This is a genomic window from Variovorax sp. 10L421, from assembly GCF_056395365.1.
In genome coordinates this window covers 16,333-41,505 of the sequence record NZ_JBFTJJ010000011.1, presented here as the reverse complement: position 1 = coordinate 41,505, position 25,173 = coordinate 16,333, and the positions used below count along the sequence as shown (strand labels likewise).

Annotated in this window: 19 protein-coding genes and 1 pseudogene; 1 reads left to right on the top strand and 19 read right to left on the bottom strand. The window is 67.8% G+C overall.

The features are described 5' to 3' along the window. Window positions 1–15: 15 nt before the first annotated feature. The 9 genes from AC1DFC_RS15895 to AC1DFC_RS15855 all read right to left on the bottom strand — a co-directional run bounded on the left by AC1DFC_RS15895 (window position 16) and on the right by AC1DFC_RS15855 (window position 12,368). Window positions 16–3,597, bottom strand: coding sequence for a hypothetical protein (locus tag AC1DFC_RS15895; RefSeq protein ID WP_478179564.1), 3,582 nt, complete (start codon window positions 3,595–3,597; stop codon window positions 16–18). A gap of 11 nt (window positions 3,598–3,608) precedes the next feature. After that, window positions 3,609–4,004, bottom strand: coding sequence for a hypothetical protein (locus tag AC1DFC_RS15890; protein WP_478179563.1), 396 nt, complete (start codon window positions 4,002–4,004; stop codon window positions 3,609–3,611). Window position 4,005: 1 nt separating this feature from the next. Then, window positions 4,006–6,723, bottom strand: coding sequence for a phage tail tape measure protein (locus tag AC1DFC_RS15885; protein WP_478179562.1), 2,718 nt, complete (start codon window positions 6,721–6,723; stop codon window positions 4,006–4,008). 105 nt (window positions 6,724–6,828) lie between these two features. Then, window positions 6,829–7,614: a phage tail tube protein gene (locus tag AC1DFC_RS15880; RefSeq protein ID WP_478179561.1), complete on the bottom strand. Its 786-nt coding sequence runs from the start codon at window positions 7,612–7,614 to the stop codon at window positions 6,829–6,831. Window positions 7,615–7,623: 9 nt separating this feature from the next. Beyond that, the gene (locus tag AC1DFC_RS15875; protein WP_478179560.1) at window positions 7,624–8,037 is read right to left on the bottom strand and encodes a hypothetical protein; all 414 of its coding nucleotides are present in this window, start codon (window positions 8,035–8,037) and stop codon (window positions 7,624–7,626) included. 2 nt (window positions 8,038–8,039) lie between these two features. Beyond that, a complete protein-coding gene (locus AC1DFC_RS15870; RefSeq protein ID WP_478179559.1) occupies window positions 8,040–8,342 on the bottom strand; it encodes a head-tail joining protein in 303 nt (100 codons plus the stop codon). A 19-nt stretch (window positions 8,343–8,361) separates the two neighbouring features. Continuing rightward, a complete protein-coding gene (locus AC1DFC_RS15865) occupies window positions 8,362–8,706 on the bottom strand; it encodes a DUF2190 family protein (RefSeq protein WP_478179558.1) in 345 nt (114 codons plus the stop codon). Window positions 8,707–8,772: 66 nt separating this feature from the next. Continuing rightward, window positions 8,773–10,887 carry a prohead protease/major capsid protein fusion protein gene (locus tag AC1DFC_RS15860; RefSeq protein WP_478179557.1) on the bottom strand — a complete coding sequence of 705 codons (2,115 nt, stop codon included), beginning with the start codon at window positions 10,885–10,887 and terminating at the stop codon, window positions 8,773–8,775. 221 nt (window positions 10,888–11,108) lie between these two features. After that, entirely contained in the window at window positions 11,109–12,368 is a 1,260-nt protein-coding gene (locus tag AC1DFC_RS15855) for an IS1182 family transposase (RefSeq protein ID WP_478179556.1), read from the bottom strand. A 217-nt stretch (window positions 12,369–12,585) separates the two neighbouring features. Here AC1DFC_RS15855 and AC1DFC_RS15850 point away from each other — a divergent pair. Next, window positions 12,586–13,114, top strand: a pseudogene (locus AC1DFC_RS15850) (tyrosine-type recombinase/integrase); the annotation flags it as partial. Between the two features lie 16 nt (window positions 13,115–13,130). Here the strand turns inward: AC1DFC_RS15850 and AC1DFC_RS15845 are convergent. The 10 genes from AC1DFC_RS15845 to pcaB form a co-directional block, all read right to left on the bottom strand. After that, a complete protein-coding gene (locus AC1DFC_RS15845) occupies window positions 13,131–14,255 on the bottom strand; it encodes a 3-deoxy-7-phosphoheptulonate synthase (protein ID WP_478179555.1) in 1,125 nt (374 codons plus the stop codon). A 73-nt stretch (window positions 14,256–14,328) separates the two neighbouring features. After that, window positions 14,329–15,540 (bottom strand): DUF1501 domain-containing protein, encoded by a 1,212-nt coding sequence (locus AC1DFC_RS15840; RefSeq protein WP_007828080.1) that lies wholly within the window; start codon window positions 15,538–15,540, stop codon window positions 14,329–14,331. A gap of 156 nt (window positions 15,541–15,696) precedes the next feature. After that, window positions 15,697–17,259 carry a DUF1800 domain-containing protein gene (locus AC1DFC_RS15835; RefSeq protein WP_478179554.1) on the bottom strand — a complete coding sequence of 521 codons (1,563 nt, stop codon included), beginning with the start codon at window positions 17,257–17,259 and terminating at the stop codon, window positions 15,697–15,699. Between the two features lie 118 nt (window positions 17,260–17,377). After that, window positions 17,378–18,061: a DsbA family oxidoreductase gene (locus AC1DFC_RS15830; protein WP_007828076.1), complete on the bottom strand. Its 684-nt coding sequence runs from the start codon at window positions 18,059–18,061 to the stop codon at window positions 17,378–17,380. 46 nt (window positions 18,062–18,107) lie between these two features. Continuing rightward, entirely contained in the window at window positions 18,108–19,517 is a 1,410-nt protein-coding gene (locus AC1DFC_RS15825) for an MFS transporter (protein ID WP_478179553.1), read from the bottom strand. A 28-nt stretch (window positions 19,518–19,545) separates the two neighbouring features. Continuing rightward, window positions 19,546–21,429: a bifunctional sugar phosphate isomerase/epimerase/4-hydroxyphenylpyruvate dioxygenase family protein gene (locus AC1DFC_RS15820; protein ID WP_478179552.1), complete on the bottom strand. Its 1,884-nt coding sequence runs from the start codon at window positions 21,427–21,429 to the stop codon at window positions 19,546–19,548. 132 nt (window positions 21,430–21,561) lie between these two features. Further along, entirely contained in the window at window positions 21,562–22,326 is a 765-nt protein-coding gene (locus tag AC1DFC_RS15815; protein WP_007828070.1) for an alpha/beta fold hydrolase, read from the bottom strand. Continuing rightward, complete coding sequence (locus AC1DFC_RS15810; protein WP_237726028.1) at window positions 22,323–23,462, bottom strand: multidrug effflux MFS transporter; 1,140 nt, start codon at window positions 23,460–23,462, stop codon at window positions 22,323–22,325. The genes AC1DFC_RS15815 and AC1DFC_RS15810 overlap by 4 nt, the downstream gene beginning before the upstream one ends. An 80-nt stretch (window positions 23,463–23,542) precedes the next feature. Then, complete coding sequence (locus AC1DFC_RS15805; RefSeq protein WP_007828066.1) at window positions 23,543–23,965, bottom strand: carboxymuconolactone decarboxylase family protein; 423 nt, start codon at window positions 23,963–23,965, stop codon at window positions 23,543–23,545. After that, window positions 23,962–25,173: a 3-carboxy-cis,cis-muconate cycloisomerase gene (gene pcaB, locus AC1DFC_RS15800; protein WP_413315165.1), complete on the bottom strand. Its 1,212-nt coding sequence runs from the start codon at window positions 25,171–25,173 to the stop codon at window positions 23,962–23,964. The genes AC1DFC_RS15805 and pcaB overlap by 4 nt, the downstream gene beginning before the upstream one ends.

Here is a 25,173-nt window from a genome sequence, read left to right as displayed (position 1 = left end):
TCTTGCTGTCTTGAATCAGGGGCGGTCCACGCCGATGAGGACCAGAATTTCGAAGCTGTCGTCGAGAACCGTCTCGGCACCCATCTGCACGGTGCGGATCGGCACGAACGGAAACGTCGCGGCCACGGTGTTGAAGCGGATGAGCTGGCCCGCGGCCCAGCCCGAGCCGAAGCCGGCGGCCGGGATCGTCATGTAGGGCACGCCCGAGGGGCCGAGCGGCGAGCAATCGACGGCCATGCTCTGCCCCGTCACGATCTGCCCGACGTGCTCGCCGATCAGGTTGTAGGTCGTGCCGCCGGCGTTGATCTGGATGCGCCAGCGCTCGGTGACGGCGCCCTTGTTCGTGACCGTGACCGGGAAATCGATGTCGTTGAAGGTCGCATCCGCCGCGGCGCCGATGAGGCTGTCGGACCACGCACCGCTCCACGTCTGCTGATCGAACAACAGCGAGACACGCGCCTTCACATCACCCATCGGCAGCGCGCTGCTCACATAGGTGTCGCCCGCGGTGTAGTCGTGCGTGACGCGCCCCGCGAACGCCAGGCGGCCATCGATGCCGACATCGGACACCGTCAGCAGATCCTCGATGCGGTGCTCGTAGACCACGGGCTGCACGTAGCCCGACACGTCGGTGAACGTGACCGTTCCCGCGTCAAGGTTGCGCGTGTAGCCGGTCTCCAGGGTCACGCCGTCGCCGCCGATGAGCTTCGCGCGCGAGAGCCGCCCGCGGCCGGCGTCGAGCGTCATCCCGTTGGCGACCACCGCCGGCGGCAGGCGCTTCGTGTTGTGGATCACGACCAGCTCGCCCTTGCGGAAGATCGGCACGCGGCCATCGGCCGGCAGGCGCACCGGGTCGAGGCCGAGCAGCGTGGCATCGACGGGCAGCGTGGTGTAGGCCACTGCGTTGTAGCGGATGGTGTTCGCGAAAACCGGAACCGGCTTCCAGATCTTGCCGTCGCTGCCCACCGCATCGGCGGCGTACCAGATGGCGCCCTCGTTGCCGGCAGCCGTCACCCAGTCCCCGAAACGCACCTTGCCCACGCCGGTGGCGTAGTCGTAGGTGCCGTGCACGTTCGCGCCGTTGATGAAGCCCGAGGCATCGGCCGTGACGTTGATGGTTCCGCCGTTGAGCTTGGTCGCCAGGAGCTGGAACGAGCCGGGGCTGACCGGCGCCACCGGCGTGCGGAAGACGACGTACTCCACCGGCTGGCTGTCCAGCGAGGTCAACAAGCTGTTGACGACGACCGCGGTCGAGCCCGAGGCCGGCCAGGTCGTGAGTGAGGCCACGTTCGTGGCGTAGTCGTAGGTGCCGGCCAGCGAGGCCGCACCGGTGGCCGGGTCGAGGTCGGTGTACAGGCTGCCAGCGCGGTCGAAGTAGGTCTTGCCGCCCATCGTGAAGTTGACCGAGCCCGGCACGCCGGCCTCGCTGAAGCTGGGCAGCAGCCTGATGGAGAGCTTGGGCTGGTGGAAGGTCTGGCTCTTCGTCGTGCCGGCACCCACCACCCGGAAATTCGCTGTCACGAGCGCCGTCGAGTCGGCCGGCAGCGACGCATTCAGCACGGCATAGGTGTAGCCCGTGAGCGTGTTGCGATAGAAACCCGGCAGGTTCGGCGAGAGCACCGTGCCGAGCACGCCCAGCGGGTTGACGGCCCATTGCGGCACGGCCACGCTGACGACGGCCTCGGGGTAGAGCTTCGCCACGCCGGTGGCGTAGTCGAACGTGCCGAACTGCACGCCGAGGCCATCGACCAGCTTGCCGGCGCCGTCGTCGGTCACGGTCTTGGTGGCCGCGAAGTTCTGCGGCACCCACTGGTCGGCCGGCACGCCACCGGTGGACTGCAGGACGAGGTTCCAGTCGAGGGAGAGTGAGCGCGGCGCGATGTTCGTCTTGCCGAGGTTCAGCGTGATCGCACCATCGACATCGCGCGCCGGTGCCGGGAACGCCTTCGAGGACGGCTCGCCGTGGCTGTAGCCGACCGTGAAGGCCACGGCCGAGGCCGGCAGGACGTTGGGCTTCACCTCGACAAGGCTCGCCGCATAGGACACCGGGCCGGTGGCATCGCCCGCGAGCGCGCCGCTGCCGTTGTCGCTCGCGTGGCGCGCGGCGCCGTCGTTCCAGTCCACCGACACCGTGCCGGACTGGGCCGCCTGGTTGTCGAGGGCGAGCAGGATCGACACGGCCGCCGTGAGCGTGCCGCTGCGGTCCTTGTAGTTGGACTTCGCCGCCCAGGTGAAGATGATTTCGCTGCCCACGTCGGGCAGGCTTCCGAGCGTCGGCAAGGCCGTGCCGGTCACAAAGTCGATGGTGCCGCTGCCGATGCCGGAGCTGGTGCCCGACAGGCGCCCGCCGCCGTCGTCGGCCAGTTCGTACCAGTTGCCGCCGGCGCGGTAGGCCACGCGCAGCGAGCCCGGGGCCGGCGGCGGCAGGATGGTCAGCGGGTAGTTGATGCGCCGGCTCTCGACCGTCACTGCGATGGAGGCCGAATCGGCCAGCTCGATGGGCGCACCGGCGGGCCGGAAGCTGATCGTCTTGTTGCCGGCGATGGCGGGTGCGTCGCTCGCGAAGGTCATCGAGCCGCCGGCGTAGTTCACGCTGCCGATGGTCAGTGCGCCGAGCTTCAGCCGGCCGCCGTCGTCGGTCAGCGTGCCGGCCGCGGTCGCGACCGACAGCGAGCCCGGATAAGCAGGGTTGCCGAAGGCGATGATCGCGTTCGGGCCGAAGGCCACGCCCGTGGTCAGCGACACGGTGCCCGCACCGGCGGCCACGAGCGTGGTCACCGAGCCGGCGGCCGACATGTCCACGAGCGGGATTTCCGTGGTGGCACTCGGCACGAGCTGCGTGTCGATCCGGTCCACCCGCGCCGACAGGTCGCCCGTGGTCACGTGGGCCGCGAGCTTCGCGATGCCGTAGAACTTCGAGGCGTTGGCGACGAGCATCTTGTTCACCGCGGCCGAGGTCGCGGTGYGCTCGAAGAGGCGGTTCGCTGGCGTGCCCGTGTAGTCGTTCTTCAGCCCGTCCACCAGCTCGCAGACACAGACCTGTGCGGCGTAGTCCACGAACGCGCCGCCCGTGCTGTAGCTGTAGGTGCGCTGCTCGGTGGCCACGTCCGCGATGCGCACGTACTCCGTCTTGCCGCCGCCGCTGATTTGCAGCGTGCCGTTGACCGCGGGCGGCGTGGCGCCGGGCCGCTGGAAGATCTGCAGCGAGCGCTGCCCCTGCACATGGTTGGACAGCAGATACCCGTTGAACTCTTCACCCGCCGAGGTGTAGGCCTCGATCCGGTTCTGGATGCTGGCGCRGCGGTCGAAGAAGTCGCCGGTGTAGAACAGCGCCGGGCTCACGTTCGGGTCAGCGGGCGGGCGCGAGATGATGACGAGGCCACCGAGCGCGGTGTCGGTGTTCATCGTCTGGATCGTGGCTGCGATCTTCATGATGGACACGTCGCCGCGCGCACGGTCCACGGCCGAAATGTCCTTGAAGATGGCGTTGCTCTTGCCGTCTTCGATGACGTTGGCGGTCGGCGCACCGCCGCCGTTGTCAACGTCGTCCATCACCTGCGTGGTGACGATCTTGATGTCGGATTCGAGAATGGTCATGTCGGGGTCGGTCAGACGGTGATGAGTCGCACGGTGGCGACGTAGGGGTAGTCCTCGACCGGCAGCTCAGGCCGCGCGACCGGTTTGCCCTCGACGGCCACGCCGGGCGCGAACTGCACGGTGAAGGTGCGGCCATCGGCCAGCACGAGCGGGAAGTCGGCGATCGGGTCGGCCTCGGCCAGCGCCTGCAGCGCAGTGAGCGCGCCGCGCCTGATCCAGCCGGCATCGACCTCGCCCTGCAGCGAGATGGGCCGGCCGGCCAGGCGCACGCCGGCATCGATGAGCGCGGCGCCGGTGACCGAGTACTCGAGACTCTTCTCGACGCGGCTCCATCCGAACTCGTCGGCCCAGACCATGCCGCGCGGGATCTGCAGGCCTGCCAGGGTGTGGAACTTCTCTGCAGCCATGTCAGTGCCCTGCCCGGCTGGAAGCCGTGCCCTTGGCCGCGCCGAGCTGCGCGAGCAGGCCCTCGATGGCATCGGCACCAGCGGCATCGGTGCTCACGCGGCCGTAGTCGCGGCCGTTGAGGTTGAGCTGCAGGTTCACCGTGCGGTTGGATTCCGGCTTCGGAATCGTGGTCGGCGTCTGGCCGTCGCCGGCGAACGTCACCTTCTCGGCGGCCTTGAGCAGCGCATAGCTCAGCGTGTCGCCGCCGTACTTCTTCTGGCCGGGGTTGTTGAAGAACTGGACATTGCCCTTCTCGTCGGCGAACTCCCGGGCGATGCGGCGTGCGGTCGCGTCGTCGTTGACGCCGGCGTTCTTCAGGAACGCGGCGATGCCCGTCATGGTCCCGAGGTCGCTGCCGGCAACGACGGTCTTGCCGTTCTTGTCGGTGGAGAAACCGCTTGCATCACGACCGAGGCGCTTGTTCTCCAGCGCCGTTTCGCGCTCTTTGAGAGCGTTGGCCTTCTCGCGCGCTTCGATGTCGCGTTCTCGGGCGCTGGTCACATCGCGCAGCGCACCGGCCAGGCCGTTGGCGGCCTGCGTGGCATCGGTCTGGGCGTCCTTGAGCTTCAGGGTCGAGCGGCCGGCGCTGTCGAGCGTGACCTCGAAGCCGCGCAGGGCGGCTTGCGCCTGCACCCAGCCCGGGGCCACGCCGTTGCCGGCCGCGATGGCGGCGTCGGCGGCGCGCTTCCATGCCTCGCCCAGGCCGATGGCGGTCGCCTGCCCGCTGTCGCGGATCATCTCGAAGTCGCGCAGCGCGGTCTTGGCGATGGTGTCGAGCTGGGTTTTGGTCTGGACGCCGGCGCGCTGGAACGCGGCATCGATCTCGGCCGCTGCATCAGCCTGCGCCTTCTTGTTCGTCACGGCCGCTTCGGCGGCGGCGAGGTTGGCCTTCTTCAGCTCGTCGAGCTTCTGCGCGGCCAGCTCCAGATGTCCCGTGGCAATGGCCTGGTCGTATTCGGCGTGCAGGCGCTTGACCGAGGCCCGGGCTTCCTCGGCCTTCACCTTCTGCGTTTCGGCGGCGCTGGCGGCCTTCTGGCCCGCGTCCTGCGCGCTGTCGCCGGCGGCCTGCATCTCGGCCGCCATGTTCGTGAACGCCGCCGCGCCGCTGGCCGCTGCCGCCGTGGTGGCCGCCGCGTCGCCGGTCAGGCCCGCCCAGCCGGCGCGCGCCTGCTCCGCACCCTCGGCGGCACGGTCGAAGGCCGCACTCGCCTTCTCGCCGAAAGCATCCGCCACCGCACCGGTGGCTTCGGCCGAGGTGCGCACCTCTTCGGCGGCCGACTTGAAGGCCGCCGACACCGCGCCGAAGGTGATCTTCGCCAGGCCCGACATGATGAGCGCGAGGCCCGTCTGCACGGCGCTGACCACGGTCGCCATGGCTTCGGCCTGCTTGTAGATCGCGGCGAGCACGACGTTCGCGCCAGCCACCATAACGCCCCACACCGTTTGCACGATGCTGCCTGTGGTCTGTGCCTTCTGGCCGAAGCTGTCGAGCAGCGCCCCGGCGCGGTCTGCCAGCGCCTGCACCTTCGCCAAGATGGCAGGCACATCGATGCTCGCGATGAAGGCCTTCACCCATTGGATGCCGTTCTGGAAGGCTGTTGCCAGGGCGGTGCCAAAGCGACCCACGGTGCCATCGGCAACCGCCGAGCGCAGCGCGCCGGACAACTGCTCGACGCCTTGCTTCAGGACCGGAAGAACGGGGGTCGTCAGCGCGTTGACGGTCGAATCCCACGCGGTGCTCAACCCGTTGAGCGCGCCCTTGAGGTTCGCTTGCATGACGGCTGCGGTCTCGGCCGCGCTGCCCTTCGCGTCCTGCAGTTTCTTCGTCAGTGCGTCGAGCGAGACGATGCCTTGATTCAGAAGCGCGCGCAGCGCTGGCCCAGCCTCTTGTCCCACCGCCGCAATGGCTCGCTGACCCGCCGGCCCGGCTGCGGCCAGCTCATGCAGCATCTTCTCGAAATTGTTCGTCGTGATGCCGGCGGCGGCCAGCTCCGTGCGGAACTTGCTGGCCGGGTCGGAGAACTGCGCAAAGATGCTGTTCAACGCCGTGCCGGCGCGGCTGGCGTCGATACCCGCATCGGCAAACTTGCCCACGATGGCAACGGTGGACTCCAGACTCAGCCCGAGCGTGTTCGCGAGTGGGGCCGCATAGCTCAGCGCCTGCGCCAGGCCCGTGACGCTGGTGTTCGTGGCGTTGGCGCCCTTCGCGAGCACGTCGGCCACGCGGCCCGAATCCGTGAAGGCGAGGCCCAGGCCGTTGACGATCTTCGTCAGGTACTCGGCCGAGGTGCCCAGCTCGATATCTCCCGCACGCGCAAGCTGCATCGCGGCCGGCAGCGTGGCGATGGCGTCGCGCACGTTGAGGCCGGCCTTCGCAAGGTTCTCCAGTGCGCCCGCCGCCTGCAGCTCGGTGAACCCGTAGCGGACATCCGCCGCGGCTTCCTGCGCCGCCTTGCGGAGCTGGCGCATCTCGGCCGCGCTGGCGCCCGTCGCGGCCTGCACCCGGCTCATGGCCTGCTCGAAGTCGGCGCCGCCCTTGATCCAGCCGGCGAAAGCCTGAATGCCGAAGTAGCCCAGGACGACCGCAGCGAACGCGGCAAGACGCGTCTGCAGGCGGTCGAACACCTTGGACGCATCGTCCTTGGCGTTGATAACGATCTGAATCGGCTTGAAGGCCATAGGGAGTGAAGATCAGGTGGATGGACGGTGGCGGCGCATGCGGCCTCTGCGCGAAGCCGCATGCGTCACCACGCCCCGCGACGAACGGGGGACGGGTGTTCAAGGTCAGGCGACTGGGCGGCCTCCGACGTAGACGGCTTCGGCGTTCGCGGACTTCAGGACGTCCACATCGAACTCGACCTTCACGAACTCGACTTCGTTCGACACGATGGGGAGGTCGCCGGAGGGGGTCATGCTCACGCGCGGCATGTACCAGTCCTTGTTGCTGCCCGTAGCGTTGTCGGCGACCACGCGCACGGCCGCGAGGAACGACGTGTTGCCGCCGGTCTTCAGGCGCGTGTACGAACCGGCCACGGGCGTGTAGCCGAATTGCACGGCGCCGGCCGTGATGCCGCCGCCGACGATGATCTGCACGGCGCCCGTTTCGGGATCGACGTTGAAGTCGACACCGGCCTCGTAGGGCGTGGTGCCGTCTTCGCTCTTCACGCTCACCGCCGTGACGTTGCGCACGCCGATGGGGTTTGCCGTGGTCTGGCCGAGCTGGTAGATCTTGCCGGGCACCACAGTGCGCATCTCACCGGTCACGGCGACCGCCGACTGCACGACGACCTCGCTCGTTGCCGCGAGGAAGCGCTGATAGGTCGCCATGCTCATGTTGTTGCAGGTGATCTTCGCGGTGCGCTTGACCTTGCCGGTCAGCGTACCGATGAGTTCGCTCGCGGCGGTCTCGGCCGAGAATTCCTCGGCCTTCTCGGAATCGATGGTGAGAACGAAGCTCGGGCAGTTGCCCATTTCTTCCTCGCCCGTGAGTTCTTCGAGGGCGTTCATGATGTCGAGGCGCAGGCGGCCACGCGGGGCCGACAGTTCTGTTTTGGTGTGCACGATGGGCATGGGAATCTTTCAGGGTTGGCCGTCGAAACGGGCCGATGTGGAAAAACCGAGTTCGATGCCGACGAGGCCGTTCTCGAGAAATGGCGGTGGCTTCACGCGCACCAGTTGAAGAAGCTCCCAGCGACGCCCGGCGACTTGGCCCGGTCCCCAGCCGTGCAGCGCCTCGATGACCAGCGCGAACGCGCTGTCGAGCTGCGCGGCGGCTTCCGCGTCGGCGCGTTTGGCAACCAGCGTGACCAGCCACAACGGACGCACCAGCGCCCCGGGCGCCTCGCTGGCCGGCACATCGGCGTCGGCGAACATCACGGAAGCGAACAGGTCGGGATCGCGCTTTCCGGCGTCGAAGAACATGCCCTTCACGGTCCATGCATCAGCCAGGCTCGCGCGCAGTCGCTCGACGATCACAGGTTCAAGCGCAATCACGCTCAGGCGCTCCGCAGAATCAGGTGGACGCGCCCCGTCCCATCGGGCTTCGACCGCACGACCTCAAAAGGCTTGCCGTCGATGCGCAGGGCATCGCCGCGCTCCAGCCCACCGAAAGCCGCCACCGGCCCCCAGCACTCGGGCGCCTGCGCATCCACCTGGTCACCGAAGGACGGTGCATAGGGGTCGTCGAACTCGACGGGAACGGGATCGGCCATGCCCTCGACCTCCGCAAGCGCGTTGGTCAGGTGCTGATCGAGCGCACGGTTCACGCGGTCTTGAAGCGCTGCGAAAGGTGTCGGCATGGCGTGCAGGCGAAACGGATCAGGTGGCAGCCGGCAGGCTTGCGCCCAGCTTGACGGAGACGACATCCGCACCGCCCGCTGCCGCTTCGGTTGCGACGCCGATGCACTCCTGCCCGGCGCTGGTCTTGTTGACGACCTTGTTCGGCGCATCCCAGAAGAGACGGTCGCCAACGCCGACCGCGACGCCCGCGGTCTTGCCGAGGTCGAAGACGCCATCGGTCTTGAACTCGCCCGGCGTGTTGGCCGGCACATCGGTGGTGGCGACGCCGAACAATGCGGCGCCGAACAGAAAGCCGACACCCGAGGCGACGGCGATAGAGGGAGTCAGCGTGAGCACGCTACCCGCTTGGCGGTAGTTCTTCATGGTGGTTCCTTGGGTGAAGTGATGAGGCCGCCAGCGGCCCGGAATCGGGCGCCGGCGTGGAGCGCGTTAGCCGCCGTTCGCGCGGTACATGCCGCGGTGGTCCACCGCCTTGGCGGCGAAGTCGTGACGGCACTTGTAGGAAACGCCGTCGATCTCAAAGCCGATCTCGGACTCGATGACCGGGCCTTCGGCGCCGTCGAGGAACGTGTACTCGACGGTATCGACTTGCGAATTCGAAGCGGCCAGGAACCACGCCGATGCGCTCACCGCATCGAGGATCGGCTCGACGATGGGCTCCACCGACGTGCGACCACCGGCACGGAACTCGTTCACGTCCGATTGCTTGGCCGGCGTGTAGTTGGAGCTGGTGAGCTGGTAGGCGGTTTGCTCCAGAGCGGCCGGCACGATGAGGTAACCGGGCGCGAGGTTCAGCTCTTCGCCCTGCAGGCCGCGCTGCAGGCGCATCGCAGTGCGACCGGCCGACAGCGCGGAGAACTGCAGCGCCGAGCCGGCGCCGGTGGCGACATTCTTGTGCGCTTCGCTGAAGAGCTGTTCGCCGTCGGCCATCGTCGGGTTGCCGGTCAACTGCGCGTAGACGAGGCGGTTTTCGAGACGGCGGGCCGATGCGCCGAAGCCGGTCACCATGCGGTCGAAGGCGCGCAGATCGTCGTTCACGAGCGCCTGCCGCGACAGCGAGACGATGCGGCCATGCGTCACGATGCCGTAGGTCTCGGCGCCGTCTTTCATCGTGCCGTACTTGAACTCGCCGTGTTCGTTGGTGCGCAGCAGCTCGGGCGCCCCGGAAAGCTGCACGACGGTGATGTTCTTGAAGTCCGGCGCGTTCGGCGCACGACGCGCCCACATGGCATAGGTGCCGGGGTTCTCGTCGTATGTGTTGCGCAGGCGCTTGTTCGCCACGTTGGCGAAGAGCGACGCAAAGTCGCTGGTGGTGTGCATGCCACCCGAGCGGAAGGTGAGGATCGACGACGCCAGTTGCATGCGCTCCATGCCGCGGGTCTTGACGCCGTGGGCTTCGAGCAGATCGCGGCCCATCTCCAGCAATGACATGCCGCGGTACTGGCGACCGTTGTCGTCGAGCACCGTGCCAGGGGCCACGCGGTGCGTGATGGCCTGTTCCAGACCGGCGAGGCGCGTTGCCATCTCGTCGGTGACGGTTTCGATACGCACATTGCGATGGCCGCCGCTGGCCGCATCGCGATGGGCCAGCTCTTCGAGGACCGCCGCGCGAGCGTGCTCGACCGGCTGGCCACCGCGGATCAGGCCGGCGGCCAGGTGGGCCACGTTGTGACGCGCGCACACCTCGCTGATGTCGGCCGCGCGCTGTGCTGCTGCGGCGGTGGCATCGGCCACGGCGTTTCCCGATGCGACGGGCGCGGCGGTCGGCGCTGCGGCTACGGTGCCGGGTGCAACGCGTTGTTGTTCGGTCGTCGCGGCGGCGCCGCCGGCGGAGGCTTGAGGCATGGAAAGTTCCTTCAGGTTTGGATTTGCGGCGGAAGCGCCCACCGTGGGCGATGCGGTCTGGCTGCGAACTTCGATGAACTCGCAGGGAAAGGTGCGTTGAGCGACTTCGGTGCCCGTGGGCGCCTGCGCTTCGGTGCCGCGGACCTGGCAATCCATGTCGGCAGGAATGGGGACGAGAGAAACCTCGTAGGGCTCCCAGTCGATGACGCGATACAGCCACTCGCCATCGTCAGCCGCAGGCGGGACCATCTCGACGCGATGGCGCACGTAGCCCACCGAGACATTGCGGATGATTCCGTCCTCCACGTCCTGCACATAGCCGGCAACAGATTGGCGACGCGAGAACGACACGTCGCACAGGCCCTCACCGGCAGCAATGCTCGGGTTCTCGACGACGCCGAGCTGCGCTTCGAGGCTCCATGCGTTGTGCGTGTTGAGCAGTGGCGCGCCGCGGGTCAGGCGGTCCAGGCGAATGCAGCCTTCTTCGACAACGAGCTGTTCGAGGTAGCTGCGCTCGCGATACCAGTCATAGCGCCTGACGCTGGCACCGGCAGCGAAGACAAGCTGTGCGGTCGCGAGCGAAGTCTCAGCTCGCGGTGCGCCTTCGTCCGATGCGCGAGTAAAGCCGCGAAGCTCCATCGAACGGCCGGCCAGCGGCATGTCGTCGCGGCGAGTGATGGTGTCTTGTGCTTGAGGCATGCCGAGGACTTTGCCCGGCACGCTGTCTCATTTCGAGGCAAAAAGTGAGACGATTTCGGCCGAGGCTGTGTGGAAACGCCCTCATCGCGCCCAGTATGCCGGACCCTCGCGTTAGCGAGTGTCCTGATGGGTCTCGATGCCCCCAGCAAGCGAATTGTCGCGAGTGACCTCGTTTGCACGTGCTGAGGCGCCGCATATCGGTAAGGCCGCATTTGAGAGGCTCACGGCCCCACCAACCGCATCGCCTTCATCGTCTTCGCCATCCCCAGAATCCGCATCACCCGCTTGAGGTTGTACGCCAGCACGTGCAGGCTCATCTCGGTGCTTACGTGCTCCAGCGTCTTCGTCAGGAAGTGGGTGGACCCCATCCAGTGTTTCAGCGTACCGAACACGTGCTCCACAGTGCGTCGTCGCAGGGTCATGGCGTCAAGTTTCCTGTCCAGCCGCCGCTGGACGCGCTCCAGAACCTGTTCGTGCTCCCATCGACGGATGCGCCGGTAGTCGCTGGTTGTGCACTCATCTTTCATGGAGCAACGAGGGCAAGCACTGGTCCAGTAGACGCGTGCGTTCAGGCCATTCCTCTCGATCGTGTTGAACCGATAGATTGCGCGTTCGCCTGCTGGGCACTGGTACTGGTCATCCCTGGCGATGTAGATGAAGTCGCTCTTGTCGAAGCGCCCCTGGGCCTTGGCGCCCGAGGTCATCGGCTTGGGCACGTAAGTCGCGATGCCCGTGTCTTCACAGGCCTTGAGCTCAGTGCCGTTGAAGTACCCACGGTCAGCGAAGACGCGCAGCCTGCTTTTACCCATCGCCTCGCGTGCGGCCTGCGCCATCTTGCTCAGCTGGGCTCGGTCATTGCCGATGTTCGTCACCTCGTGGGCAATGATCAGATGGTGCTTGGCATCGACTGCCGCTTGCACGTTGTAGCCCACCAGGCCCGAGCCCTTGGCCTGCGAGTTCATCGAGCGTGAGTCGGGATCGGTGGTGGAGCGCTGGCCGTCGGGCTCGTGCTTCAGTTGCTCCTTGGTCTCATCGAGCTGGCGCATCTGCTCGCGCAACCTCTTGATCTTGTCCTGCAGTCGCTCGGTCTTGGCCTCGACCTCCGCGGGCTGCGTACGGTCGGCGGTCTCCAGCGCATCGAGGTAGCGCTGGATGCTCTGCTCGATCTGCCGCTGGCGCGCATCGATCTTGGCTGGCGTGACGTTGCGGTCCCGGCTGTTGACCGCCTTGAATTTGCTGCCATCAATGGCCACGATGGCCTGCGTGAACAGCTTGAGCTCCCGACACATGCCCACGAAACGCTTGCAGACGTTGCGGATGCCCGCGCCGTTGTCGTGACGGAAGTCGGCAATGGTCTTGAAGTCCGGGGCAAGCCGGCCAGTGAGCCACATCAACTCGACGTTGCGTTGGGTATAGTCATCAAGACATTCCGGCAACAGCGCGACCTGCTGTCGATCTTCGCCTTCGATGAATCGCTTCATGGGCACCTCGCTTGAAACGGGTGCATCGATTTTATTTTTTGAAGGGCGGGACTGGAAGTCTTTTCACACAGCCTCGGCCGATTGTGCCCCTTGCTGCCGCAGGTCAAACATAGCCGCGAAAGCTGATGCCCAATCCAGCGAAGCAGGCGCGGCACCAAGGACAGCTGCAGTCCGGCCCGCGCATGCTGAGGTTCCCTCAACTCGATGGGAGACCATCATGGGATCAGCAAACACTGCAACCTGCCGCGCGCCCCGGAACAAGGGCAAGATCGTCGGCCATAAGGCGCCTTTCAAACTGAAGGACATTTGGGCGCTGCGGGTGCGGCTGCAACTGGAGGGCCGAGTGCGCGAACTCGCCCTCTTCAACTTGGGCTTGGACAGCATCTTGTCAGCCTGAAGGTCAGGGACGTCTGCCACGGAGAGCAAGGGCAACAGTGATGCAGCGCAAGACGCAGCGTCCGGTGCAGTTCGAGCTCGCGCCCGGAACCCGCGAGACTGTGCAGGCGTGGATTCAGCACGCCGGGCTGCGATCGGACGACTTCCTGTTCCCGAGCCGAATGCACGACTCGCCGCACCTCGGCACCCGGCAGTACGCCCGGATTCTTGGTGACTGGGTCAGAGAGCTTGGCTTGGATCCTGCCGACTACGGAACGCACTCGATGCGACGGACGAAGGCGACCCTGATCTACCGGCGGACGAGGAACCTCCGTGCGGTGCAGTTGCTGCTCGGCCACTCCAAGCTTGAGCAGGCCCCCTCCAGCCTCACCCCTTCGACACCCGCCGCCGCTCCTTCACCGCCGAAGCCAGCCCCTCAAGCACCGGCACCGTCTGCGCAAAGCCGATGCAGGCATCGGTGATCGAGACGCCGCGCTTCAGCGCAACCCCGGGCTTCAGGTCCTGCCGTCCTTCCTCCAGATGGCTCTCGATCATGATGCCCGTGATGCGCCGCTCGCCCGCCGCGATCTGCGCCGCCACGTCTTCGGCGACCACGATCTGCCGCTGGTGCTGCTTGCTGCTGTTGCCGTGCGAGACATCGATCATCACCTGCGGCCGCAGGCCATTCGCCAGCAGCGCCTCGCAGCTGGCCGCGACATCCGCGGCCGAATAGTTGGGGGCCTTGCCGCCGCGCAGGATCACGTGGCAGTCGTCGTTGCCGCGGGTCTCGAAGATTGCCGCCATGCCCATCTTGGTCATGCCCATGAAGGCATGCGGCGCGCGGGCCGCGAGGATGGCGTCGGCCGCAACCTTGACGCTGCCGTCGGTGCCGTTCTTGAAGCCGACCGGGCAGCTCAGGCCCGACGCCAGCTGCCGGTGGCTCTGGCTCTCGGTGGTGCGGGCGCCGATGGCACCCCAGGCGATCAGGTCGGCAATGAACTGCGGGCTCAGCAGGTCGAGGAACTCGGTGCCGGTCGGCAGGCCCAGGGTGGTCAGTTCGAGCAGCAGGCGCCGCGCGCGCTCCAGCCCTTCGTTGATCGCGAAGCTGCCGTCCAGGTGCGGGTCGTTGATGTAGCCCTTCCAGCCCACGGTGGTGCGCGGCTTCTCGAAGTAGGCACGCATCACGATGAGCAGGTCGTCCTGCAGCGAATCGGAGACGATCTTCAGGCGCTGTGCGTATTCGATGGCCTGGTCGTGGTCATGGATGGAGCAGGGGCCGACCACGACCACCAGCCGGTCGTCGCGGCCGTGCAGCACGTCGGCAATTTCTGCACGGCTGCGTTCGACCAGCGCCAGCGTGTTGTCGCGCACGGGCACGCGTTCCTGCAGCAGCGCGGGGGTGATGAGCGGACGGACGGCGCCAATGCGCACGTCGTCGATGCGCGTGGTGTCGAGCGTGCTGTCGCGGGAGCCGACTTCGGCGTCGTGGAGGGGGTCGTCGAGGCGGGGCATGGTGGTCGTGGGTGTGGTTTCGAATGGAGCTTCCTCGATTGTCCACTCGAAGGCCCCACGGCCGATCCGCCCGTCAGACCAGTTGCAGATCCTTCGGCGCCACCCCATCGAACACCTTCGCCAGCTGCGCCGGCGACAAGCCATACATCCGCCTGAACAACCCGCCGAACACCGCCCGGTATTCATTGAGCACCGGATAGTCCCGGTTCTCGAACAGCGTCGCCTGCGTCAGCGCCTGCTGCTCGCCCACGACGCGCCCGCCCGCCTGCGCCGACAGCCCGCCGCCGAGCACCCAGTACACGGTGCCGTGCCCATGGTCGGTGCCGCGGTTGCCGTTCTCGCGGAAGGTGCGGCCGAACTCGCTGATGACGACGACGACGGTCTGGCGCCATGCATCCTCGCCCATCTCCTGCGCGAAGCCGGCCACGCCGCGGCCCAGTTCTTCAAAACGGTTGGCAAGGTAGCCGGTGGCACCGCCCTGCCCCACGTGCGTATCCCAGCCGCCGACGTCGACGAAGCCCAGGTCGAAGCGGTCGCGCATCAGCAGCGCCATGCGGCGCGCGACCAGCTCGAAGCCCTTGGCGCTCATGGCGTTGCGGCTGGCCGCGTCCATCTCGGCCTGCACGGCGCGCATGACTTCATCGCGCACCTGGAAGCCCTCGGCCACGGGCTGCGCGAGTGCGGTGTTGCGGTACATGGCCGCGATGACCTGGCTCTGCCGCGCGTCGAGGGCCGAACGCGCATTGCCCGCGAGCGCCATGTTGGCGGCCTTGGCGTTGCCGCGCAGCGAGATCGGTAGCTGGTCGGTGAAGGCGATGGGCGACACGTCGGTGGCGGGCCCCGCGCCGAGCACGCCGGCCAGCCGGTTGAGAAAGCCCGAGCGGTAGTCGCGGCGCTTGTCGAGCGCCTGGCCGAGTTCGATGGAGTCCTGCGTCTCGAAGTGGCTGCGCGTGAGGTCGTCGGTGCCGGCGAAGGCGATGAAGGACGCCTGCTTCTGCTGGAACAGTGGCATCACGGTTTGCGCGAGCGCCGGGTGCAGGCCCCAGTTGCCGTCGATCGGCAGCGCGCCGTTGGGTGTGCCGGGGCGCGCTATGGCGATGTTGGGCCGCGAGGCGTAGTAGAAGTCGCTGCTGGTCGGCACGAGCAGGTTGCTGCAGTCGTACGCGCCGCGCAGGAACACGACCAGCAGCTTGGTGCCTTCGGCGGCGGGCGCGGCCATCAGCTGGCCGGCGGCGCCTGCGAACGGGGCGGCGGCGATGAGCTTCAAGAGTTCTCGACGTTGCATGACGGTTGTCCTTTCTTTTGCCTTGCTCCTTCCCCCTCTGGGGGAAGGTTGGGATGGGGGCAAGCGGCACTCGATCAAACACCGAAGCGGAACCAGCGCCGCTTGCCCCCACTCCTGCCCTCCCCCAGCGGGGGAGGGAGAAAAACCAAAATCCGTTCAGCGGCGCATCAGCTCGGGCGACGCCAGCAGGAAGGTGTTCCATTCCTGCGGATTCTTCGCCTGCGCCAGCGCCTCGCGCGTATCCGCACTCAGGCCGCCCTGCATCGCGCGAACCGCTGGCGATTCGGCCAGCGGCGGAAAGGCGGGCTTCTCCAGCGGCGCCTTGTCGTCCGTGCGGAACAGCACCGCGCCGTTCGCACCGATGGCACGCGCGATCTCGAAGCGCGTGTTCATCTGCCCCGCACTGGCCCATGCGGCTTCATTGAGCGGATAGCCATCGGGCGTCTCGTGGCCGTACAGCTGCTCGCCCATGCGGTTGATCCAGTTGAGCACGGGGTTCACGTCCGACGCGACACGGTCGTCGTATGCGAGCCGCACGCCGGCCATCACGTAGTGCACCGGGTCGCGGAACTTGCGGCCCAGCGATGCAGAGAACTCGGGCGATTCGAACAGCGACTTCAGTGTGATGGCGATGTCGCCGTCGCTGCGCGTGAAGGCCGCGGCCATGCGGTCGACCAGCGCGGGCGGTGGATCGTCCGACACGAAGTACACGGCGAGCTTGCGCGAGATGAAGCGCGCGGTGGCCGGCGCGCGCGCGAGGCGGTCGAGCGCCTCGTCGGCCTCGGCCAATCCACGGCTCTGGATGGGTTGGCCCAGCAGCGTCTTCGGCCCGTAGTCGTGCCGGTTCGGGTTGAACTCGAACAGGCCCTTGCGCACGTAGTCGGCACGCACGGCCGGCCGCACATTGGGCGGTGGCGCATCGAGCGGCTGGTAGCTCACGCCCACGCCGGTGAGCACGCGCGCCAGCTCTTGCACGTCGGCCTGCGAATAGCCGCCCCCCACGCCCAGCGTGTGCAGCTCCATCAGCTCGCGCGCGTAGTTCTCGTTGATGCGGTTGGCGCCGTTCTGCGCGTTGTCGAGGTAGCGCAGCATCGCGGGGTGGTGCAGCGTGGCGCCGAGCAGGTCGCGGAACTTGCCGAGCGCGTGCGGGCGGATGGCGTTCTCTTCGTAGTCGCCCACCATCGCACGGATGTTGTCCTTGCGCAGGTTGACGTTGAAGTGATTCATCCAGAACCACGTCATCTGCTCCTGCAGCTGGTTGGGCGAGTACAGCGCGCGCAGCACGAAGCGCTGCTGCGCCTCGCGAGCGAGCTGGTTGAGTTGCTGCTGGTAAGCCTGCCGCGCGGCCTTTTTCTGCTCTTCGTCGGGCAGCGCATCGGCGGCCTTGCGCTGCGCGTCGAGTTCGGAGACGAGCTGATCGAGCGGCGTGCGCGAGATGGCCATCGCATCGATCTGCGCCTGCGCGGCCGGCGGCAGCGGCGCGGGCCGCGGGTTGAGCTGGTCGCGCATCCACAGCGACAGGCCGCGCTTCGCCAGCCGTGCGTCGCTGCTCGCATTGGCGCCCCAGCTCACGCGGTCGAGCCAGCGCAGGCGCGTGGCTTCGTTCACCGGAGCGGAGGGCAGCGATACCGATACCAGTGGCCGATGGTCTCCCGGCGCGCTCGCGCAGGCCGCGAGCAGCGCCACCACACAGGCGCCGAGTAGGCTTTTTTTATTCATCGGAACTCCTGGGCGTGAGCGTGAAGAGGATGCTCCTCTCAACCACTGCGCCCCGCTGCGCGTTGACGCTCTTTACCTTCGCAGCGCTGCGCCAGGAGGCGCCTAAGCGTCAGCTAAGTCAGGCTACCGACACGCTCGGCGGCGCAGCGCCGGCAATCTGCCGCAGCGCGCGCTCGAACACCTCGACGGGTTGGCCGCCCGAAATGAGGTGCTGGTCGTTGATGATGATCGCGGGCACCGAGTGGATGCCGGCGTCGGTGTACATGCGCTCGCGTTCGCGCGTTTCCTGCGCGAATTCGTCGCTGTCCAGGATCTGGCGCGCACGCACCGGGTCGAGCCCCGCTTCGGTCGCCGCGCGCACCAGCACTTCGGGGTCCGACGGGTTCTGGCTGTCGGTGAAGTAGGCCTTTAGCAGCAGCTTCTTGAGTGCCGCTTGCCGTGCCGGGCTCTCGAGCTCGGCCCAGTGCAGCAGCCGGTGCGCGTTGAAGGTGTTGTAGACGCGCGGCCGGCCTCCGGGGCTGAACTCGAATCCGACGGCAGCGCCGCGCTGGCGGATCATCTCGCGCGACTGGGCTTGTTGCTCGCGCGTGGAGCCGTACTTCTGGTTCAGGTGCTCGAAGGTGTCCTGGCCTTCGGGCGGCATCTGCGGGTTCAACTCGAAGGGCTGGAAGTGCAGTTCCGCGGTGACCCCGGGCGCCACGTTCCTGAGCGCCGCCTCGAGCGAGCTCAGGCCGACGGCGCACCAGGGACAGGACACATCGGAGACGAAGTCGATCTTGAGGTGGGAAGAAGAGGTAGTCATGGCGCCATTCTTCATGGCGCCACAACCCTTGGCATGCGAAAGGTCTTCAGGCCGCGGCCTTGGCCATGCGCGCTTCCGCCAGCGTCTTCTCGCGCAGGAGGTCGTACTCGGCCTTGTCGACCGGGATCGCGTCGGGCTTGCCCAGATCGTTCATGTGCACGCGGTAGGTTTCGCGGGCAGTCCAGGCCGAGACCGCGGCGATGGCGCAGATCGCCAGCGTGATGGCACCGACGGTCAGCGGGATGTTGGTGGCGCCGGGGGGCGCGACCGCCACGAACAGCGCCGGCAGCAGCGCGGTGATCGCGGTACCGATGTTCTGCGAGATCGCCATGCCAGAGACGCGGGTGCGCGTGGGGAACATCTCCGGGTAGAAGCTCGGGAACACGGCGTTGTAGCCCTGGTAGACCACGCCCCACATCAGGAGCGACATCACGATGGCCAGCGGCACGTTGTGGATGCTGATGGCGTACAGGTAGCCGAACGACAGCAGGCCCGAACCGATGGCACCGATGGCGATCGGCAGGCGGCGGCCGATCTTGTCCGACAGGGTGCCGACGAACGGGATCACGATCACGGCCACGATGTTGCCCATCACCGGAATCCAGAGGTAGATGTCCTTCTCGAAGTTGATGCCGTAGCCGGGCTGCACCGCGTAGGCGGCGCCGAAGATGGTCGCGACCACCGGGATCACGTTCATCAGGGAGCACAGCAGCACGCGCAGCATGTCGGGCCAGCTTTCGGTCACGGCCTGGATCACCGGCGCCTTCGGCACAGCCGCGCTCTTGTCGACTTCGGCGAAGGCGGGTGTCTCTTCCACTTCCTTGCGGATGATGTAGCCGGCCACGATGACGATGAAGCTCAGCAGGAACGGAATGCGCCAGCCCCAGGAGTTGAAGGCCTCCTTGTCCATGTAGTGCGCGAGCGGCAGGAACACCGCGGCCGCCATGATCTGGCCGGCCTGCACGCCCTGCAGCGTGAAGCTCGCGAAGAAGCCGCGACGCCCGAATGGCGCGTGCTCCAGGATCATCGAACTCGCGCCGGAAATCTCGCCGGCCACCGCGAAGCCCTGGATCAGGCGCAGCAGCACCAGCAGCGCGGGCGCCCACAGGCCGACCTGGTCATATGTCGGCAGCAGGCCGACGGCAACGGTGGAAAGGCCCATCAGGAACATGCACAGGATGAGCACGTTCTTGCGGCCGTGCGTGTCGCCCCAGTGGCCCAGCAGCACTGCGCCGATCGGTCGTGCGACGTAGCCCACGCCGTACGTCGCGAGCGACGCGATGATCGCGATCTGCGGATCGCCCTTCGGAAAGAAGATCTGCGGAAAGATCAGCGCCGCCGCGGTGGCGTAGATGAAGAAGTCGTAGTACTCCAGCGCCGAGCCGATCCAGCCGCTCGCGGTGGCCTTCTTCGACTGGTGCTTGCCTTTCGGCTCGTGGGCCGTGGTGGTTGCCATGGTTTGTCTCCGGGTTGACGAAAAAAATCTATTCCTGCGCCTGCGATGCCATGCGCGCGGGTGCGTTGAGCGCGCCGTAGGCGTCGTAGCCTGCGGTGCGCTGTGCCAGTTCGAAGAACAGTCCGCCTTCGATGTTCTCGGTGTAGATGTGCAGGTAGTCGCCGGCCGGCGAACGGTCGAACAGCACGCCCGCTTCGCGCATGCGCGCCAGCAGTTCGGGCGCGATGTCGATGCGCGTGGCCAGGTCGTCGTAGTAGTTGTCGGAGATGGGCACGAAGCGCGTGCCGTTGGCGCGCAGTTTCGCGGCCGAGTCGAAGATGTCCGCGCAGCCCAGCGCGATGTGGTGCACCGCGCCGCCGCCGGTCACGCTCAGCGTGCGCGCGGTGCGGGTGCGCTGGCTCAGCGACACGTTGAGCACCAGCCGCACACTGCGGTCCGCGTTGGCGACGCCGCGGCTGCGGATCAGGCCGAAGGGATCGGCCAGCTCCAGGCTTTCGCCGGGTTCCAGGCCGAGCACGGCGCGTGTGAACAGCACCCAGGTGTCGAGCTGGTCGACCGCCAGGCCCAGGGCCACGTGGTCGATGCGCTGCAGGCCGGCGTCGTTGGCATCGGCGCCCTCGTCCTGCAGGACGAAGTCGGCCTCGTACAGGCCGTTGGCGCCCAGCGCCTCGGGCACGAAGTGAATGAGGTTGCCGCCCGGCGCGACGATGGCGGGCACGTGCAGTTCGTGGGGACCGACCGGGCTGTCGTGCCGCTGCGAACGCATGGCGGTGGCGCGGTCCACGGCCGCGAGCGGGTCGCCGCAGCGCACGCCCAGCGCGCACACCGAGGTGCCATGCGCCTCGAAGCGGCCGCGCGCGAACGAATCGGGCTGTGCGTTGACGATCAGGTTGATCTCGCCCTGGCGGTACAGCGTCACGGCCTTGGAACGATGCTTGCCGATGCGGCGGAAGCCGAGCTGCTTCACCAGCGTGTCCAGCGTTGCGGCCGAAGCCTCGTCGGCCGCGAACTCGATGAACGACAGGCCCGACAGCGCGGACACCGGCGGCGGGTTGAACAGCTCCACCTGCAGTGGCTGCATCGGGGCTTCGGCAACCAACCGCCCGCGCGCTTCGCTTTCGAGGTACAGCAGCGAGCGCATGGCGTCCACCGCGGTGCGGCGGTTCGGCGTCTCGCGGAAGATGTCGTTGAAGATCTCGAGCGACAGCGGCCCGGTGTAGCCCGCGCGCAGCACCTGCTCGAAGAAGCCGACCACGTCGAAGTCGCCCTGCCCCGGGAACGAGCGGTGGTGGCGCGCCCACTGCAGCACGTCCATCGACAGCAGCGGCGCGTCGGCCATCTGCAGGAAGAAGATCTTGTCGCCCGGAATGGCGGCGATGCCGGCCGGGTCGTCCTTCAGCGAGAGCGTGTGGAAGCTGTCGAGGATCAGGCCCAGGTGCGGATGATCGGCGCGCCGCACGATGTCCCAGGCCTGGCCGTACAGCGAGGTGTGGCGGCCCCAGGCCAGTGCCTCGAAGCCCACGCGCAGGTTGCGGCGCGCGGCGCGCTCGGCCAGTTCATGCAGTTGCGCGGCGGCAAGCGCCGGGTCGTTCACCGACAGCGGCGAGGTGTTCGAGCAGCACAGCACCGTCGGCGCGCCCATGGCTTCCATCAGGTCGAACTTGCGCTCGGCTCGCTCCAGGCTGCGGCGGAACTGCGGCTCGGGCATGCCCTCGAAATCGCGGAACGGCTGGTACAGGTCGATGCTCAGGCCAAGGTCGCCTGCAATGCGGCCCAGCTCTGCGGCCGTGCCCTTGAAGTTGATGAAGTCGGCCTCGAACAGCTCGATGCCGTCGAAGCCGGCGGCGGCGACGGCTTCGAGCTTCTGGCGGAGCGTGCCGCTGAGCGAGACGGTGGCGATGGAGCGGTGCATGGCTGGACTTTAGGAATACCCGGCCCTCACCACAATCAATTCAGAAGCCAATTGATCGATGATCGATCACATGCGTTCATCATTCGCACGAAATACGGGATACACCTAGGCTCCCGGCCCGGCTGGCGGCCTTCAAAGGCTGCGCCAGAAATCGATCAGCAGCTGCGTGAACTCCACCGGGCGTTCGACGGCGCTCAGGTGCGCGGCGTCGATGGTGACGAGGCGCGCACCCGGAATGGCCCCGGCCATGGCCTGCGACATCGCCATCGGCGTGGCCTCGTCCTGCAGTCCGCCGATCACCAGCGTGGGCACCGCCATGCGGTGGTTGCTCTCGCGGAAATCGATGGCCGCGACGGCGTTGCAGCTCTCGATGTAGCCCTGCGCGTCGGTGCGCACCAGCACGTCGTGCAGCGTCTTCGCGGCGGCCGCGCCCTCGGGCGTGCCGGCGTAGGCCGGCGTGAGCCAGCGCGCCACGGCGCCCGGGGCGATGGCAGCCACACCCTTGGCGGCCACCGTCTCGACGCGTGCGCGCCAGGGGGACTGATCGGGGTAGTGCGCGGCCGAATTGGCGATCACCACCGTCTTCAGCAATTCGGGGTGCCGCACCGCCAGCGCCTGCGCCGTCATGCCGCCCATCGATAGGCCGACGAAGTGCACCGGCTCGCCGCCCGCCTCGCGCTCGATGAGCTCGGCCACGTCCTGCGCCAGTGTCTCGACGCGCAGCGCGCCTGGCACCACTTCCGACGCGCCGTGGTTGCGATGGTCGTAGCGCAGCACCGTGTGGGCGCGCGCGAGCTGGGCGGCCACGCCGTTCCACATGCTCAGGTCGCAGCCGAGTGCATGGCTGAGCACGACGATGGGACCATCGCCTTCGCGGACGACATTCAGACGGGTCATGGTGTGGTTTCCTTTTTCGGGTGTTGAAGACGCGGCAGCCAGAGGAACGCGATGGCCACCAGCACGCTGCCGGCCAGCAGCATGGGCACGACCATCGGCCAGGCGCCATGGGAAAAATCGGCATCGACGAAATGCGAGGCCGCCTGGCCCACGCAGAACGCGACCATCATCATGCCGAAGCCGGACCACGATACGGCCCGGCCCGCCAGATGCGGCAAATCACCCACCGCGCCCGCCTGTCCGCAGGGCTGGTGGATGCCATGGCCGAGGCAATACACGGCATGGCCGAGCAGCAGCGGCACGGCACTCAGCGGCATCAGCCAGCAGCCGAGCGCCTGGACGAGCGCCCCTGCCAGGCTCAGCGAAGCGCCCAGCCGCACGGTGCGCACCGGTCCGTAGCGCCGGAGCAGCGTGCGGCACATGGTGGTGCTGAAGATGTAGACCAGCGAGCCGCCGGCCGGGATCCATCCGTACCACGCGGGCGACCAGCCCAGGTAGCCGATGTAGACCATCGGCGACAGCAGCAGGAAGCAGAACAGCCCGCCCCACGTCGCCGCCGCCAGCGAGGCCCAGGCGCGGAAGGACCGGCTCGCGAACACGGCACGCGTGCTGCCGCGCGGCGCGGACGACTCGCCCTCGCCCGGCGGCTTGCGCGTTTCGCCGAACGAGCGCCAGCACAGCGCGAACAGCACCGAGGCATACACCGCCATCGCGACCATCACCCAGCGCCAGCCCGCGCCCTGCACCAGCCACGCGCCGAGCAGCGGCGCCGTCAGGCCGACCACGCCCAGCCCGGTCAGGCCGCGCGCCATCACATGCGGACCTTCGTGCGCGGGGTACAGGTCGCGCACCGCCGCGCGCGAGCACACGAGGATCGCCGCCATCGAGAAGCCCTGCAGCGCGCGCCAGCCCGCAAGCAGCGTCACGCTGCCCGCGAGCGCGCCGCCCAATGCCGCGAGCACGTAGCAGCCGAGCCCCGCCAGCAGCACCGGTCGGCGCCCGAAGCGGTCGGCCAGCGGGCCGCACAGCAGCTGCGCGAAGCCGAAGGCCAGCACGAAGAGCGTGAGGCTGGTGCTGGCGGAGCCGAGTTCCTTCGCAATGGCCGGCAGCGCCGGCAGGTAGCTGTCGGTGGCCATCGGCTGCGCCGCCAGCAACAGTGGCAGCAGCAAGGTGAAGCTGGCGTCGAACCGGCCTGTCCGCCTGGCGACCGGCGTGCTCACTGGGGCAGCGCAGGCAGCAAGCCCTTCTCGCGCAGGATGCCGGCCGCGATGCCGAAGGCATGGTTGGCCACCGGCACGCCGCAGTAGATGGCGGCCATCATGATCACTTCCTTGATGTCCTCGGGCGTGAGGCGCGACTCGGGCGGCCCGTCGAGCGCGGCGCGCACGTGCATGGCGAATTCTTCGTACGCATGGATGCCCAGCATCATCGACAGCACCATGTAGCGGCGCGTCTTGTCGCCCAGCGCGGGGCGGCCCCAGATGTCATTCCAGGCGTGGCGCGTGATCAGTTCCTGGAACTCGGCGTTGAAGCCGTTGCGGTTGGCGAGCGACTTGTCGACCCAGGCATCGCCGAGCACGCGGCGGCGGTTGACGAGGCCGGCTTCGTAGCCTTCGGCGGGAGTTTCGGGGGCGGTCATTGCGGGAGTTCCTTGTCGTTGAGCCGGGCCTGCAGCGCCTTCACTTCGGCGAGGGCGGTCTGTCCGGCGTTGTGGGCGAGCGCGGGGTCGAACCATTCGTCGGCCGCGTCGCGCGGGAGTTCGGCGCGCAGCCGGTCGATGTTGGCGCGCATGCGCGCGGCGTCGACCTGCAGGCCGGGCAAGGCGCCCGCCATTGCGCGCACGCTGCCGTGCGCCGACATCAACAGCTGCGGCCATTCGGCCAGCTCGGCCTGCCAGGCGCCGAGCGCGCGCTCGTGCTGTTGCGGCATGGCGCCGAGCAGTGCGGCCACGCGCTGCGGTGCGCGGTGCGCGGCGGCAATGGCGACCATCGAGGCCACCGGGTTGCGCTTGTGCGGCATCGCCGACGAGCCGCCGCGGCCGGGCTCGCTGGGCTCTGCAACTTCGCCGACTTCGTACTGCCCGAGCAGCGCGATGTCGACCGCGATCTTGCCGAGGCTGCCGGTGACAAGGCCCAGTTCGCAGCCGAGCGCGACCCATTCGTCGCGCTGCGTGTGCCATGTCGCGCCGGGGTCGCCCAGCCCCAGTTCCTTGGCCATGCGCTGGCGTACGGCCGCGCCCTGCCCCTTCATCTGCGCCAGCGTGCCGACGGCGCCGCCGAGCTGCAGCTGCAGCGCGTGCCTCGCGGCGTCGCGCAGGCGGATGCGGCTGCGCACCAGCGGCGCGGCCCAGCCCGCGCACTTGAAACCGAAGCTGGTGACCGAGGCCGGCTGCATCAGCGTGCGCGCGAGCATCGGCGTTTCGGCGTGCGCGACGGCCAGGCGCAGCAGCGCATCGGCGGCCTTGGCGAGATCGGCTTCGACGAGCGCGACCGCCTCGCGCGTGACCAGCGCCATCGCGCTGTCGATCACGTCCTGGCTGGTGCTGCCGAAGTGCACGAAAGGCGCGGCCTCGGCATTGAAGAGGCCCACGGCTTCGCGCAGCGCCTTCACCAGCGGAATCGCGACGCTGCCCGCGCGCCCGCTCTCGCGCACGATCTTGGCCACGTCGAACAGCTCGACCTTGCAGCTGCTCACGATCGAATGCGCGGCGCTTTCGGGGATCAGCCCTTCGGCCGCCTGCGCACGCGCGAGCGCGGCCTCGAAGCGCAGCATGGCGTCGACGAAGGCGCGGTCGCTGAAGGCGCCGAGCGTTTCGGATGTGGAGAGGAAGCCTTCGAAAATACTCAT

What these genes read in the sequence shown, in the direction of transcription:
- AC1DFC_RS15820 (WP_478179552.1), bottom strand. Translation starts at nt 21,429, where the DNA reads ATGCACCGCTCCATCGCCACCGTCTCGCTCAGCGGCACGCTCCGCCAG.
- AC1DFC_RS15815 (WP_007828070.1), bottom strand. Translation starts at nt 22,326, where the DNA reads ATGACCCGTCTGAATGTCGTCCGCGAAGGCGATGGTCCCATCGTCGTG.
- AC1DFC_RS15885 (WP_478179562.1), bottom strand. Translation starts at nt 6,723, where the DNA reads ATGGCCTTCAAGCCGATTCAGATCGTTATCAACGCCAAGGACGATGCG.
- AC1DFC_RS15825 (WP_478179553.1), bottom strand. Translation starts at nt 19,517, where the DNA reads ATGGCAACCACCACGGCCCACGAGCCGAAAGGCAAGCACCAGTCGAAG.
- AC1DFC_RS15835 (WP_478179554.1), bottom strand. Translation starts at nt 17,259, where the DNA reads ATGAATAAAAAAAGCCTACTCGGCGCCTGTGTGGTGGCGCTGCTCGCG.
- AC1DFC_RS15840 (WP_007828080.1), bottom strand. Translation starts at nt 15,540, where the DNA reads ATGCAACGTCGAGAACTCTTGAAGCTCATCGCCGCCGCCCCGTTCGCA.
- AC1DFC_RS15855 (WP_478179556.1), bottom strand. Translation starts at nt 12,368, where the DNA reads ATGAAGCGATTCATCGAAGGCGAAGATCGACAGCAGGTCGCGCTGTTG.
- pcaB (WP_413315165.1), bottom strand. Translation starts at nt 25,173, where the DNA reads ATGAGTATTTTCGAAGGCTTCCTCTCCACATCCGAAACGCTCGGCGCC.
- AC1DFC_RS15870 (WP_478179559.1), bottom strand. Translation starts at nt 8,342, where the DNA reads ATGCCGACACCTTTCGCAGCGCTTCAAGACCGCGTGAACCGTGCGCTC.
- AC1DFC_RS15830 (WP_007828076.1), bottom strand. Translation starts at nt 18,061, where the DNA reads ATGACTACCTCTTCTTCCCACCTCAAGATCGACTTCGTCTCCGATGTG.
- AC1DFC_RS15865 (WP_478179558.1), bottom strand. Translation starts at nt 8,706, where the DNA reads ATGAAGAACTACCGCCAAGCGGGTAGCGTGCTCACGCTGACTCCCTCT.
- AC1DFC_RS15810 (WP_237726028.1), bottom strand. Translation starts at nt 23,462, where the DNA reads ATGGCCACCGACAGCTACCTGCCGGCGCTGCCGGCCATTGCGAAGGAA.
- AC1DFC_RS15845 (WP_478179555.1), bottom strand. Translation starts at nt 14,255, where the DNA reads ATGCCCCGCCTCGACGACCCCCTCCACGACGCCGAAGTCGGCTCCCGC.
- AC1DFC_RS15890 (WP_478179563.1), bottom strand. Translation starts at nt 4,004, where the DNA reads ATGGCTGCAGAGAAGTTCCACACCCTGGCAGGCCTGCAGATCCCGCGC.
- AC1DFC_RS15860 (WP_478179557.1), bottom strand. Translation starts at nt 10,887, where the DNA reads ATGCCTCAAGCACAAGACACCATCACTCGCCGCGACGACATGCCGCTG.
- AC1DFC_RS15805 (WP_007828066.1), bottom strand. Translation starts at nt 23,965, where the DNA reads ATGACCGCCCCCGAAACTCCCGCCGAAGGCTACGAAGCCGGCCTCGTC.
- AC1DFC_RS15880 (WP_478179561.1), bottom strand. Translation starts at nt 7,614, where the DNA reads ATGCCCATCGTGCACACCAAAACAGAACTGTCGGCCCCGCGTGGCCGC.